This is a genomic window from Micromonospora sp. NBS 11-29, from assembly GCF_002140155.1.
GTDB lineage: Bacteria > Actinomycetota > Actinomycetes > Mycobacteriales > Micromonosporaceae > Micromonospora.
Map to the genome: position 1 here is coordinate 134,036 of NZ_NAPR01000004.1, position 13,769 is coordinate 147,804.

Consider the following 13,769-nt stretch of genomic DNA (forward strand, 5'->3'; position numbering starts at 1 on the left):
TAGGACTTCCATCGGACGGCGAGCGTGTTGGTGATCGATCCGACCAGTGGCGTCACGGTCGAGGAACCAACGTCAGCAGCGTACGGGGGTGGTCGTCGCGCGGGCAGTAGTCCTGCCGGGCGGGGTGGAAGCGGTCGCCCCAGTCCTGGTAGTCGCAGGTGGGCACCGGGCACTTCCAGGTGCGGCCCGGACGTTTGCGGCCCTGCGCCGGGTCCAACACGTCGCCTCGGCTGCCGATCGGCGCGGCGTGCATCCGCCGGTAGATCGCCCGCAGCTCGGGCTCCTGAGCCAGGAGCGCCTCGGCGTCCTCGGCCGACACCTCCGGCGCGGCCAGCAGCGCCTCCACCCTCGCCCGTACGGGTGACGGCAGCTCGCGGTAGGCGTCCTGTTCGGACAGCCGGATCAGTTCCGCACGCCACCCGGGCGTCTGGGCTTCCGTCATCCCGCAAACACTCCCGGATACGTCTCGGCGAGCAACCGTTTGAGATAGAAAAACGACAAATACGCCGACTATTCGTCCGTTGACCGCCTCACGGCGACGAGGACAACATGGTGCCATGGATCAGACATCGTCGTCCCCCGTGCCCGCCCGCCACCCGGGCCGCGCATGACGCAGGAATGCGTCGATGTCCACCTGACCCTCGCACGGGAACACCAGGGAAGGCTCCACGTCAGCCTGACGGTCGCCGCCAACGACTTCGTCGAGTCGTGGACGGACGGGTATCAAGCTGGCGACCGGTCGTTCCTGGAGGAGTACGCCGCCGACGTCCTGTCCTTCGAGGCCGTCGCCGGCCAACTCGACATCCGGCACCCCGGCAGGCTGTACGAGAACCTCCTGTTCCGCGGCGCCGCCTGGGACAATCTGCTGGAGATGCGCCGCACACTGGCCGGCCGGGCTTACATCCGGTTCGTCCTGTCCGGCGACCCCGAGGTGGTCGACCTGGCCTGGGAGGCCGCGCCCATCCCGCGCCTGAGCGGCGGCGTCGGCCCCCTCGGCGGCGAGCGGGACACCTCGCTGGTGCGCGTCACCGGTGGCACCGCCCGGCGGTCGGCCGGGATGACCAACTCCCGGGTCCTCGTCGCGACCGCCACCGACCTGACGGGACCGCAGAGGCTGCCCGACGGCCTCGCCATCGACCTCGGCGACGCCTCCGGCCCGCTGCCGCGCGACGCCGACCGCATCCGGGCGACGCTCGGCAGCATCGGCTACGAGGTGGACGAGCCGGCCGAGGTCACCAGGAGCAGCCTCGGCGGCAAGCTGTCCGCCCGACACCACGCCGTCGTGTTCTGCGGCCACCGGGTCACCACCCCGCGTCCGGGGCTGGTCGTGCACGCCGCCGCCGATGACGAGGAGGCGACCGCCGACCTGCTCGACGACGACTGGCTCGCGGCGCTGGTCGGGGGCGCACCACCGGCGTTCGTCGCCCTGGTCGCCTGCCACAGCGGCAGCGCGGTCGGCTCCTGCGGCCCGCTCGCCCGCCGGCTCGCCGCCGCCGGGGTGCCGCTGGTCGCCGGGGTCTACGGTGCCATCGCGCACCACGACGCCGACGAGTTCGTGGCGACCCTGTTCGAGGAGCTGGCACAGGGCAGCCCGGCCGACGTGGCCGTGGCCGTGGCCCGTACCCGGTTTCGGGACCGCTCGGTGCTCCCGGTCGTCTACGCGCACGACCTGAGCGGTCTGCGGCAGCAGGCGCCCGCGCCGAAACTGCCCGAGCCCGTCACCTTCCGGGCCCGGGCGTTCCCGGCGGGCTGGTCGCCGCGGACGCCGATGCCGCTGTCGGCGGACCGCTGGAGCCGTCTGGATCTGCTGTGCACCCTCGACCGCGGCCCGCTCACGGTCGTGCTGGCCGACACCGCGTCGCTCAGCCTCGCCGACTCGCTCAACGCCGCCGAGGATCTCCTCCAGCGCGTGGCGGTCCGGCGGCGGCACCCGCTGACCCGGCGGGCCTGGCGGGACTACGACGCCGCGAAGGCCATCCCGGAGACGCGTGCGGACTGGCTCAACCTGACCAGCCACCCGGCCACCGTGCGGGCGCTGCTGGCGGAGCGCCCGGACGCCGCCAACCTCGGGCTGGTGGTCCGGGCCCACGTGCCGCGCCCCGCCTGGCGGTACGGCGACGAGTGGGCACGGCTGATCGCCCGGTTCGCCGAGTTCCGCGACACCGAGCTGCCGGCCGCGGCGCTGCTGGTGCGGGTGGTCGCCGACACGCCGCTCGACGCCGTCCTCGGCGCCGCCGACGTGGCCGGACGGATGGCCCCCCGGCACGAGCCCGACCTGCTCTACCGGGACCAGCCCTGGGCCGGCTCCGCCACGCCGCTGCGTGGCACCGGAGCGGCCGCGTTCCGGGCGGCGGTCGCCGCCGCCCGCCGGGCCCGCGGCCTGCAAACCGACCCGCCGCCCCCGGTCGACGGCGACCCGGCCTCGGCGGACACCGCCGCGCGGCAGCTCGTGGCCGCGCCGCCCGAACGGTTCGCCGACGAGGTGGCGTTGCTGCTCGACGTGCGGGACTGGTTACCCGGCTGCTTCCAGCCGTTGCTGACCGCGTACGCCCGGCACCGCGACGGCCCCGGCCGCTATGCCGCGCTGGTGGCCGCCGCCGGCGTCGACGACCATCTGGACCGCTGGCTGGCGGAGGCGGTCGCGGCGGGCCGGCCACCACAGCCCGACGAGGCTCCGGCTGCGGCGCTGCGGTCGCACGTCGTGGACGCCCTGCTGTGGGCGCTGCGCCGCCGCCGCGACCGGGCCCTGCTCGACACCTGGCTCGAATGGCGGGTGGACGAGCCGGCGTACCGCCTGATCGGCCGCGCCCGGGCCGGTGCGGCCCGTCCGGACTGGGCCGCCGAGGACCCGGCGGCGGTACGCACCTGGGCCCGCGAGACGAAGCTGACCTGGGCGGCCCTGTCCGAGGCCGACCCCGCCCTGCCCGGCTGGTGGGCCGCGATGTCGCAGGTGCCGCTCACGCCGGAGTCGGCCGAGTCGCTGCTCACGATGAGCCACCCGTTTCCGCTGGTGACCGGTCTGCGTGACCCCGACGACCGGACCCGTGGCGACGTCACCGACGCCGACCTCGTCGCGGTGCTGCGCCGCGGCTACCAGCCCACCCGATACGAGAGGGCCTGAGCATGCTCCTCGCCGACTGGCACTTCTGCTGCCGCATCCGCCTGCAACCCGGCGACACCGGCGCCTACCTGTCGCTGCTGGAAGTGCTGAGGTCGCCGCAGCCGCGCCCCGACCTGCTCGACCTCGCCACCGCCCAGATCACCGCGCTGGAACCGGTGCAGCAGGCGTACGCCATTCCGGCGCTGGTCGGCGCGGCGCGGCGCACCACCCACCCGGAGACCGTCGGCCGGGTGACGACGGCGCTGGTCACCGCCGTCGGGCCGGACGCGCCCCCGGCGCTGGTCCACCTGCTCACCCGGCTCGGCTCGGCCACCGACGGCGACATCATCGAGGCGCTGTCCGCGCTCCCGCCCGCCGCCGCGACCGCTTCCACCACGGCGCTCTACCTCGACCTGCCGGACCGGACCGCCGAGGTGGCGACGCTGGCGCTGCTCCGCAGCGCCGCCGAGCGCATCCCGCAGACGGTGGACTCGTTCGTCGAGCAGCGCGCGGACCTGTTCGATCCCGCCCTCGACGGACTGTGGGGACGGCTCCCGCACCTGATCGCCGTGGAGACCGCCGCCATCGTCGGCTCCGACGCCGAGCACCCCGGCGAGAAGGGCCGTCGGCTCACCGGCCGGATGCTCGGCGTGACCGGCGCGGACGGGCTCGCCCAGCCGGACGTGCTGGAGACGATGGCCCGGCTGTGGTTCATCGACGGCACAGCCGAGGACATCGAACGCGAGGCGGTCGGCTTCCGGCGGCTCGACCACCTGCACGCGGAGCTGGGCGGATCGGCGGGCGACGAGGCGTACGCATGGCTGCGCGCACGGCCGGAGCCGCTGTTCGGCCGGATGCTCTGGCAGACGACGCTCTGGCTGTTCGCGGCCGAGCGTGACCCGGTCGGCACGACGACGCTGCTGGAACGGTGGTGGGGCGCCCCGCCCTCAGCCGCCAGCCGGGCCGGCAGGGGCACGCCGATGCGGGTGTGGCTGCCCGGCCACCCACCCGAGCTGGCGCGGGCCCGGACCGCGCTGGAGGAGCTGCTCACGTTACGGCTCAAGCCCGGCTCCACGCGGGTGCCGGTCGAGCTCAACGTCGGCGCGTACGACCGGATGCAGCCGCTGACCGGTAGCCTGCTGTTCTCGCCGTGGCTGCACCGGCAGGACTCGACGTTCCACCCGATGGCGCTGCGGGACCAGGCGGTCGACCAGCGCAGGCGGCGGCGTGCCGTCACCGAGGGCACGTTCCCGCACCTCGGGGACAAGGCCGCGCTGTTGCGGCTGTTCGGCGCCCTCGGCGTGGCCGGGTCGCTGCTGGGGGCGGCGGGCGAGCAGCCACCGGCGTACCTGATCGACCTGTTCCTGCACGCGGCCGACGTCCTGAGCTCCAACCGCCTGCGGCGGCACCTGGGCGGATTCCTCGGCGCCCCGCCGGCGGACGACGATCCACCGCTGCTCAACGGCCCGATGACCGGCCTGGCGCTGTACGCCCACGAGCTGACCCTCCGCATCGGCAGCGGTCGCGACTCCTCGGCGCTGGCTCCCTCGGCCATCGCGGCCCGCCTGCGGGAGACCGTCCGGCACGAGCCCGGTGAGCGCGGCATGCTCCTGGTCGGCTCCCATCCGCTGCAACGGATCAACCTCTTTCAGGAGGCGGCCACGATGGTCGCCTCGCACTGGGCCTACGAGGCGTACTCGGGGCTGGCCGACGTGCCCCTCACGGCCCCGTCGTCCGCCTGGTACGCCGAGGAGGGCGGCCCGTCGCCCGCGGAGCAGGTGGTCGCGCTGGCGATGGACGAGATGTGGCGTTACGCCCCGAAGTCGGCGGCCGTCCGGCTCCTGGAATCGGCGACGCTGGCGATGGAACACTTCCCGCGGATCTTCGCGCAGGTCGACCGGACGGAGTGGAGCTGGCTGGCCCGGCTGACCGACGGCCACGTCGTCAACGCCCGCCAGGTGCTGCTCGCCGACGTCCCGTCCGTCGACGACTGGATCGAGGTGCCGATCCCCGCGCCCGACCCGAAGGGCACGACCGACCTGGCGATGCTGACGGTACGCCTTGAGGCACTGCTCGCCGCCCACGCGGCCGGCGAGCACCCGGACTGGGTCCGTGCGTGGCGGGACCGACTGTCGCGGGTCAACCACCGTCACGGCCTGCCCCGGGACATCCGCCGCCGGATGCTCGACCTGCTCGACCTACGGCCGGACGGGGACGACGACGCCGTGCTGCGCCAGGTCCAGGAGATGGTGGTCGACGCGGTCGCCGAGTTCTCCAAGGCCGCGCCCCGCTACCTGGACCGGCTCGCCGCCAAGCTCAGTGCGGACCTGCCGATCGGCCCGACGNGCGTTGCGGGTCCGCCTGTTCCGCACGATGCTCGCCGACGACGACCACGAGACCGCCGGAGGTCCGTGGGAGCGGCACGCCCAGTTGATCGCCGCCGCGCAGCGGACGCAGTTGCTGGAACGCTTCGTCACCGTGGCCGGCAACCTGACCGCGCGACCGTGGGAGTGGTTGCGGGCGGCCGAATCCCTGGTCGCGGCCGCCCAGCCCGGCGAGCGGGTCGATCCGCGCCTGCTCGCCGCGGCGTTCCCGCAGGGGTACGAGCTCACCCGGGTGCCGCTCAACGTGTCGCTGCGCCGCTTCGGCCACCACCACGTCCAGCGGGACGCCACGGATCTGTTCGACGTCGACGTCCCACGCGACCGGCGGCTGCCCGCCGGGCGCGTCTGGCTCAGTGGCGTCGTCGCCGGCACCGAGAACGAGGGGCGACGCGTCCTGGTCAACGTCGGGCTCGGCACCCGGCCGTACGCGTTCGCGTCCCGCCTGCGCGCCGAGTTGGGCGACCTGGTCGCCGTCCACGTCAACGACGGCAGGGTCGATTCGCTGGAGCTGCTCCACCGGCGGCCACCCGTCGCCGGCGAGGTCCGCCGGGCGTCGTTCGTGGTACGCCCCAACGGGGTGTCGGTGACCGTCGACGGCTACCGGAACCGGAGCATCGACTACCAGACCCGCGGCTCGTCCACCCCGCCGTCGGTCGTCTTCGACCACTGGGACCCGGACGTGTCCGGATGGTTCCGCGACGGCGCACCCTCGGAGATCTCGGGCCGGACGATGGTGCGGTGGGACGACGAGAGCCGGGTGTGGTTGCCGGCCGACCGCACCTTCGCCCACTTCGTCAGCGCCGAGCTGGGCGCCGGCGAGACGACCGTGGTCCTCATCGAACGGGCGGTCACCCCGGACGGGGACGCGTGGCGCGTGGCCACCCGGCCGGGCGACGTCTACCTGCTGCCGCCGGCCGCCTGGACGCGGACCGCCCGCGAGCAGCTCACCCGGTGGCGCATCGACCAGCGGCAGCGCGGCGAGGTCGAGGGCACCGGCGGGCACGGCGACGAGAACGGCCTGCTCATCCACGTACGCCTGCGGACCACCGGGACGGGCAACCCACTAGTCGAGCTTGCCGACCGGGCGCCGGCCGCGTCCGCGGAGCGGTGGCGCGATCTCGCGGACGGGCCGTTCGACGACCGCAACCTGCGCTGGCGTCAGGTGTTCGACGGCTCCGACACGCACCTGGCCACCTGGTCCGACGGCGCATGGGTGATGGCGACCGACGTCCCACAGATCGCCGAGACCGTCACCGTCAACGTGGGGACGCATCCGGGCGGCATCGCCTCGTCGATGGCGTTCGAGCTGTGGCCCGACGGCTGGAACGACGAGCGCCGGCGCCAGGGTGAGGCCCGCGGCCGGGTCGCCGACCGCAAGAGCCTGCACGACGCCGAGCGTCCCGGGGACCGCTTCGGCGCGCTGCGGTACGTGCGTGAGGATGACCTCTTCACGATCAAGCCGCTGCGGGTCAGGGACGGGATGTACAGCTCCGTCCGCGGCTACACCCGGGACGACCTGCCCGTGGAAATCGACTTCGACTCGCTCACCATGGACTCCACGCTCAGCAGAGGGCTCACGACCGACCGCGTGGTGGTGGTCCGCTCGATCCGCGTCAAGCGGGCCGAGCACACGCAGGAGCCGGTGCCGGTCGGCACCGACGTCCTCGAACGTCACCTTCCCGGCCCGGACCGGGGCCGGCTCGCCCGCCTGGAGCGGCGCTCCGACGGCGTCGCGGGGCTGGTCGCCTGGGTCGTGCCGCACCACGAGGAACACGACGCCTGCGGAGTCTGGCTGGAGGACGACCGGGGCGCCTTCGCCTGCACGGTGCCGCGCAGCGCGTTCTCCGCCCCGCCCCGGCGGCAGGGTGACCTGGTGTGGGCACTCTGGCAGCCGGGCGGGTGGACCTTCGAGGCGAGCACCCGGCTGATCAACGTCCGCGCGCTCTGGCAGGCCGTTCCCCCTCCCCAGGGGCAGATGCCGCCCTCGCTCCACCTCGGCCTCGGCGTCGTACCGCCGGGCGGCCTGCGTGAACTGATCCAGCGCACCGACCGGGCCGAGGTCGTCGTCGCGACGCCGGGCCGGACGACCCGCGCGCACCTGGCCGAGATGTCCAGGGGCGGTGGCCGGCAGGTGCCGGTCGGTGCCGGCCGGGTCGAGCGGCTGTGGGACTTCCCCCACGGTGGCGGCTGGGTGAGCCGGGTCCGGCTCAAGCTCCCCGACGGCCGGTACCTCTACGGGCAGGCGCTGTCCGGGGCGTTCGGGCGCGGCGGTGACAGCTGGTCCGGGATGCGGATACTCGTCGACGAGTACGAGACCGACGACGGCCGGACCCTGCTCGACGTCCACCGGCGGTTCCTGCCCGGCCGCGGCAACACCCGGGCCACGCCCGCTCGGGTCGACGACGACCAGCGGATGCGGGAACGCTTCGACCACTGGTTGCGCACGGGCGACCGGCACGCCACCGGCACGCTGCGGCCGGGACTGGCCGACCTGGACGGGCTGCGGGTTCCGCTGACGGAGGGCGGGTGGACGGCCGACGTGCCGATCCCGACGGCCGACACACCGTGGGTGCCGGGCCGCACCGAGTACGGCACCGCCGGCGCCCGTTTCCTGCTCGCTGAAGACCCGGTGACCGGGCGGTGGCACGGTTCGTACCGCCTCGCCGAGCCGCTCACCGTGGAACGGTTCGCCCGCCCGCNCAGACCCTGTTCTTCGCCGGCCTCGACCAGGCGGGCGACTACCGATTCGAGTTCGGCTACGGCTGGACGGTGCTCGTCCCGGCCGACCGGGTACGGGTCGGTACCCAACCCGCGCCGTCACTGTTCTTCGGCGACCGCATCAGGGCCGTCTCGTTCGAGCGGGAGGAGGCGGACGGCGGGGGTGAACGGCTGGTGCTGGCGATCCTCCCCGACGACGTCCAGTGGGAGATCGAACACGAGCTGTGGGCCGGTGACCAGAGAACGCTCCAGCTCGTGACCGTCGCGATCCACCCGCAGGACGAGGACGTCACGGTCGAGTCGGTGACCGTCTCACGGGCCACCCCGGCCCAGCCGCTGTCCACCGACGTCCGGGAGAGGCGCCTGCGCAACGCCCGGTTCGACCGCACCAGCGTCGAGCAGATCATCGCCGCGCTCCCCGAGGAACTGCGCGACTCGGCCCGTACGGTGCACCGCACGCTCATCGTCGAGGTCGATCGCGGGCCCGACGCGAAGCCGTCCGCCGAGCGCCCCTACCTGACGCTGTGGTTCCTCACCCCGGCCGGCGAGGCGGCCGGCGGACGAGGGCTGCGCAAGGGCCACCGGCTCCTGATGGAGCGACGACGCGTCGAGCGCAGCGGCGGCGGCCGGTTCCAGAACGACATCCTGGTCGCGTTCTCCCTCGACGGCGTCCACGGCCAGGCGACCGAACCGGTCGAGGTCCGGGTCCTGCGGCGCTCGTTCTCGTACCGGGAGGCGACGCTACGCCGGGCCCTGGAGAAGCAGCAGCGCAACGAACCGGTCGGCCTGCCCGCACGGATGTGGGTGACCATCGGCGAGCCGATGGAGCCCGGCGTCTGGACGGGCAGCACCGTCGACGCCCCGGCCCGCAGGTCCGACACGCTGCGCGACTGGCTGGCCACCATGCCCGGCGCCGTCTTCGCGACCGTCATCGAGGTCCTGCGCACCGGCGTCGTGGTGGAGCTGAGCCCGGGAGTCCTCGCCCAGATCGACGTGGACCAGGGGGTCGCCCGGCGGCTGCGCGCACGCGACATCGTCTCGCTGCGCCGGACCGGTGGCCGGATCTTCGTCGCGCCCGCCGTCTCCGCCGACACGTCGTTCGCCCGCCGGAGCCGGCCCGCCACGCTCCTGCCGATGGACAACATGCTGCGGCGTCCGCAGGAGTTCCAGCGCGGCAACGGCAGGTTCACCGTCGTGTCCCTGCCCAACCTCGCGGTCGCCGGTGGCGGGCACACCGAGGCGGTCATGCGCCGCCAACACCCGAAGCTCGCGCTGATCGCCTCCGACGGCCGGCAGGCGAAGATCGTCGGCGGTCCGGACGAGGTACGGGCCGCGACCGTCAGCGCCGGGAAGGAGGACCAGCCGACGCTCGGGACCGTCGGGACGGATGGACCGCCGCCACCGGACGCCACCGGATGGCACCGGCTGTCGTTCGCGGACCGGCCGGCCCGGGACGTCGCCCGGCACTGCCGTCGCGGCCGCTGGGAGTACCACGACCTGACCACCGGGACGTGGACCCGCGGGCGGGACGAGCAGATCGTGTCCCGGCCCTTCGAACTGCCCGTGCCGGCCCGGCCGTCGAACGACCCGCTGTTCTTCGACGAACGATGGTCGCTGCGTTACCGGCCGGCCGACCTGGAACGGTTCGCGTACCCGGCGATCCCGCTCCTGGAGGACCGCAACCTCGGCCGGGAGCGTACCTTCCCGGTCGCCGGGCTGCTCAAGGACGGCCAGGGCATCTGGTTGGAGCTGGCACCCGGCCGGGTCGTCGAGGTGCCCGGCAGCATCCTGCACGCGCCCGGAACCCCGATGAGCCTGGACCGGTTCCGCTGGCGCGACATGGCGCCCGGCGACGAGGTGACCGTCCGCTCGACGGCCTCGTCCCCGGTGGCGCTCAACCCGCTCGACCTCGTCGAGTGGCAGCCCGGCCCGCGCGGCTTCCTCGGCAACCGGCGTGCGCTGCTGCTGGTCACCGGACAGGACCCGGAGAGGGGCAGCATCAGCCTGGCCGGCGGCGAATGGCAGCTCACCTACCCGGCGGGCTGGGAACTGCAGTCGGACCTGCCACCGGGACGCTACTGCTGGCTCGACCGCGACAACGAGCTGACCCCGATGCGCGACGGCGACCTGCCGGAGCCGGGCGACGTGCTGCTCGCGACCTGGAAGTCCGACCGGTGGACCGTGGCCGGGCTCGACGCCCTGCGGTGCGAGCTGGTCGCGGAGCCGGCCACCTGGCTGTCCGAGGCGCTCGCCCGTGATCCCGAGCGGAGCATGGTCCTCGATGCGGTCGGGGGGTATCTGCCCGTACGGGTCACCGAAGGCGACGCCACCGGCGTGCGGGTGACCCCGGCCGGCCTGTCCGAGCCGCCCTCGGTGCACGGGCAGATCCTGCAGGCGCGGGTGCTGGGTGAACTCGCCGACGGCACCGTGCTCGCCCGCCACGGCCGGACGTTGCTGCGGGTCGAGCTGAAGGCCCTGCTGCCCGGCCTGCCCCGCCGGCTGGCCGCCGACGTCGTCGCCTGGATGCGCCGCAGCCGCGAACGTACCGCCGTCTGGATGCGCGTCGACCGGGGACGGCTGGTGGCCGGGGCAGCACCGACCGCGGCGCAGGGCACCGAGACCACGGTCGAGCCGCTCACCGCGATCGGCGACCACGGTGTGGTGTGCCGCGAGACCCGGTCGCTCGCGCTGCGATGGCTTCCCGCCCGGCAGTGCTCCTGGGCGACCGGCCTGACGGCGTCCGCGCTGCACAGTGCCGTGGTCGGTGAGGACTCGCTGACCGTCCAGGTACGCGAGGACGCCACCGTCTCCACCACGACGACCGCCGCCGCCCGGCACCACTGGAATCGGCTCTCGCCGGGCAGCTCCGTACGGGCCGTGCCGCTGGCCGCTCTCCACGCGGCCGACGACCTGCACCACCGCTACCTGGTCCGGCTGTTCCCGGACGGGTGGCTCGCCGAGTTGGTGAGCGAGAACCACCACCAGGTCGGTCCGGACGTCGATCCGCTGCCGATGCTGGTCACCGAGAGGTCCGCCCCGGATCGGGCGGTACGCCTGGTGGAGAAGGGCATGCGGCGCACCCGACTGGACGTCTGCGCGTGGATGGCCGAGTCGCTCGGCGGGGCGCCCGTACCGGCCCGCCTCGCCGCCTACGCGGGCGCGGAGGCGGACGGGGATCTCGGCGTCGCCGTGGTCCGGGCGTACCAGAGTGGTGAGGGTGCCGCCGCCGCCCTGTTGCCGTGGCTGGAGACCGTGGACGGCGCGACCGAACTCGACGTGGCGCCGGCGCTCGCCGCGGTGCTGCTGCTGCGGCAGCTCGGCAAGGAGCAGACGACCCGGCTCGCGGCACGGCACGCCGTCCGGCTGGCCCACCGGGTGGGTGTCTCCGCCGCCCGCTCGCTGCACCTCGGGCCGATCGCCCGGATGTTGCACGCCCGCGCGCGCGGCGAGTCACCGGTCGGGCAGGAGGTCCGGCTCGCCGCCATCGACCTGGGTGGCATCGACGCCGCCGGACGACCCGACCCCCGGTTCTCCGGGTCGCTGCGGGAGAGCCAGGCCAACGACCTGCGCGCGTTCTGCCTCGGCGTCATCGGCCGGTCCCGCAGCCAGGTGGCGCAGGGTCCCATCGTCGCCCTCGCGGCGGGGCTGCTGGCCGCCCTGGGCGACACCACCCACGCGGGCCTGCTGATGGAGCCGGGACACCGCGACGCGACGCTGTGGCCGCTCGCCGCGCTCGGCCGGGCGCTCACCCCGCACCCGGGCGACCTCGTCGCGCAACCACACCTCGAAGACATGCAGGCCCGGCTGCTGCAACGGCTGCTCGCCGCAGCCGTCGAGGTGCCGTTCAGCATGATCGTCATGCCGCGGGACGCCCCCGACGAACGCGAGGCGAAGGAGGCCCGCAAGCTGCTCGACCTGCTCCGCGACGTCGCGCGAACGTCACGGACCTGAGCCGAGGAAGGCGCGGGCGGTCAGGAGGTGCAGAACGGTGCCGGCCGGGTGAGGCCGAGCTCTCCGCAGTTCCACTCGGTGCCCTGGTCCTGGTACCGCCAACCCGTATCGGTCGCGTAGTGGAACAGGTAGCGGACGGTGCCGCCCGCCGGTCGCCGCACGTCGGCTGCCGCCCAGATCTCCGCGCACTGCACCCCGGCCGACGCGAAGGACCAGCCCGGCGGCAGCTCGACCAGATCACCGAGGGTGTCGAGGGAAGGACAGTCGGGCTTCCCGGCGGTGCTGCCGGGCGCGGCCACGGACGTCGCCGACGGGTCGGGCCGGCTGACGGCGAAGGCGACCGCACCGCCGACGGCGCACACCATCGCTGCGGCTGCGGTGCCGGTGGCGAGAACGGCCCGCCGCTGCGACTGCCGCGACCTGCGCAGGGACCGCTCATACAGGTCGGCGCTGCCGCCGTGTTCGCTCAGCTCGGCCATGGCCTGACGCAGCGGCCCGAGGTCGTCGGTCATCAGGCCTCCTCCATCACGGCCGAGAGCAGTTCGGGCGCTATCTGCCGCATGCGGGCCAGCGCCTTGCTGGTCTGACTCTTGATCGTGCCGACCGAGCACTGCAACAGCTCCGCGGCCTCGACCTCGCTGCGGTCCTCGAAGAAGCGGATCACCAGCACCGCGCGCTGTCGCTGGGTGAGTTGCGCGAGGGCCTGGTGCAGGACGAGCTTGAGATCGGTACGGCGGGCGTGGTCACTGCCGGGCTGCACCACGTCGGTCAGTTCCCCGGGCAGGGACTCGGCCACCCTGCGGCGCCGCCACCAGCTCACATGCTGGTGGTACATGGCGGTGCGGGTGTACGCCTCGAAGTGCCCCGGATCGTCCAGCCGCCGCCGGCCCCGATGGGTCCGGGCCAACGCGTCCTGCACCAGGTCCTCGGCGAGGTGCCGGTCACCGGTCAGCAGGAACGCCGTCCGGAGCAACGCCGGCGAGCGGGTCCGGACGAACTCCCGGAACTGGTCGTCGATCGATCCCGCCATGCCCCGCTCCTGCCGCCACGTACCGCACAGGTAGTCAGGGCACGGCGGCGTCGGTGCGGCCGGCTGACTGTGGCGCACACCGTAGCCAGTGTGCGCCACCGCCCGCAAACCGCGGTCACTGTCGGTCAGTCGGAGGTGCAGAACGGCGCCGGCTCGGTGAGGCCGAGCTCCTTGCACTCGTATCCGCTGCCCTCGCCGTAGAACCTCCAGCCCGGACCGGCCGTGTAGTGGAACAGGTAGAAGCCGTCGGCGGCCCGCGAGCCCTGCAGGACGGCCCCCGCCCACCCCTTCACGCACTCGATACCACCGAAGGCCAAGCCCATCGGCAGCTCGACCAGCTTCTGCAGCTCGGTTTCCGAGGGACAGCCGGCACTCTGGACACCCCCGGCCGCCTCGGTGGTCACTGAGGGCGTGGCAGGCGCGGTGGAGCCGGAACCGGGTGTCGCCGTCTCGCCACAGGCGGTAAGTGCGAACAACGCGATGGCGGCGGGCAGCAGAAGACGGCGTGCAGACATGTCCGGACCCCTATGGATCGTGGCGATCGTTGCGTACATCCGGGTACATGCGATCCGCCGCCCGCAGGTTG

At 73.9% G+C, this 13,769-nt stretch carries 8 protein-coding genes; 2 read left to right on the top strand and 6 right to left on the bottom strand.

Annotation, left to right across the window (positions count from 1 at the left end; genetic code table 11):
- Positions 1-52: 52 nt before the first annotated feature.
- Complete coding sequence (locus tag B1205_RS04680) at positions 53-442, bottom strand: hypothetical protein (protein WP_089154499.1); 390 nt, start codon at positions 440-442, stop codon at positions 53-55.
- A gap of 165 nt (positions 443-607) precedes the next feature.
- Between B1205_RS04680 and B1205_RS04685 the strand changes: the two genes are divergently transcribed.
- Positions 608-3,121, top strand: a complete 2,514-nt coding sequence (locus B1205_RS04685) for a CHAT domain-containing protein (protein WP_089154500.1) — start codon at positions 608-610, stop codon at positions 3,119-3,121.
- Here the strand turns inward: B1205_RS04685 and B1205_RS28905 are convergent.
- The gene (locus tag B1205_RS28905; protein WP_140157971.1) at positions 3,091-3,879 is read right to left on the bottom strand and encodes a hypothetical protein; all 789 of its coding nucleotides are present in this window, start codon (positions 3,877-3,879) and stop codon (positions 3,091-3,093) included. The two genes, B1205_RS04685 and B1205_RS28905, sit on opposite strands and share 31 nt — an antisense overlap.
- A gap of 273 nt (positions 3,880-4,152) precedes the next feature.
- Positions 4,153-4,725, bottom strand: a complete 573-nt coding sequence (locus B1205_RS04700; protein WP_140157972.1) for a hypothetical protein — start codon at positions 4,723-4,725, stop codon at positions 4,153-4,155.
- A 3,528-nt stretch (positions 4,726-8,253) separates the two neighbouring features.
- Here B1205_RS04700 and B1205_RS04710 point away from each other — a divergent pair.
- Positions 8,254-12,153: a hypothetical protein gene (locus B1205_RS04710; RefSeq protein ID WP_089154505.1), complete on the top strand. Its 3,900-nt coding sequence runs from the start codon at positions 8,254-8,256 to the stop codon at positions 12,151-12,153.
- A 20-nt stretch (positions 12,154-12,173) separates the two neighbouring features.
- Here the strand turns inward: B1205_RS04710 and B1205_RS04715 are convergent, their stop codons facing one another.
- From B1205_RS04715 to B1205_RS04725, 3 genes are all read right to left on the bottom strand, one after another.
- Positions 12,174-12,665, bottom strand: a complete 492-nt coding sequence (locus B1205_RS04715) for a hypothetical protein (protein ID WP_089154506.1) — start codon at positions 12,663-12,665, stop codon at positions 12,174-12,176.
- Positions 12,665-13,183, bottom strand: coding sequence for a SigE family RNA polymerase sigma factor (locus B1205_RS04720; protein ID WP_089154507.1), 519 nt, complete (start codon positions 13,181-13,183; stop codon positions 12,665-12,667). Before B1205_RS04720 ends, B1205_RS04715 begins: the two co-directional genes overlap by 1 nt.
- 125 nt (positions 13,184-13,308) lie before the next feature.
- Positions 13,309-13,737 (bottom strand): hypothetical protein, encoded by a 429-nt coding sequence (locus B1205_RS04725; protein WP_140157974.1) that lies wholly within the window; start codon positions 13,735-13,737, stop codon positions 13,309-13,311.
- Positions 13,738-13,769: the final 32 nt, after the last annotated feature.

Excerpts from the sequence above, each read along its gene's own strand:
- B1205_RS04680 (WP_089154499.1), bottom strand. The coding sequence starts at position 442 with ATGACGGAAGCCCAGACGCCCGGGTGGCGTGCGGAACTGATCCGGCTG.
- B1205_RS04720 (WP_089154507.1), bottom strand. The coding sequence starts at position 13,183 with ATGGCGGGATCGATCGACGACCAGTTCCGGGAGTTCGTCCGGACCCGC.
- B1205_RS04715 (WP_089154506.1), bottom strand. The coding sequence starts at position 12,665 with ATGACCGACGACCTCGGGCCGCTGCGTCAGGCCATGGCCGAGCTGAGC.
- B1205_RS04685 (WP_089154500.1), top strand. The coding sequence starts at position 608 with ATGACGCAGGAATGCGTCGATGTCCACCTGACCCTCGCACGGGAACAC.
- B1205_RS04700 (WP_140157972.1), bottom strand. The coding sequence starts at position 4,725 with ATGGGAGCCGACCAGGAGCATGCCGCGCTCACCGGGCTCGTGCCGGAC.
- B1205_RS04725 (WP_140157974.1), bottom strand. The coding sequence starts at position 13,737 with ATGTACGCAACGATCGCCACGATCCATAGGGGTCCGGACATGTCTGCA.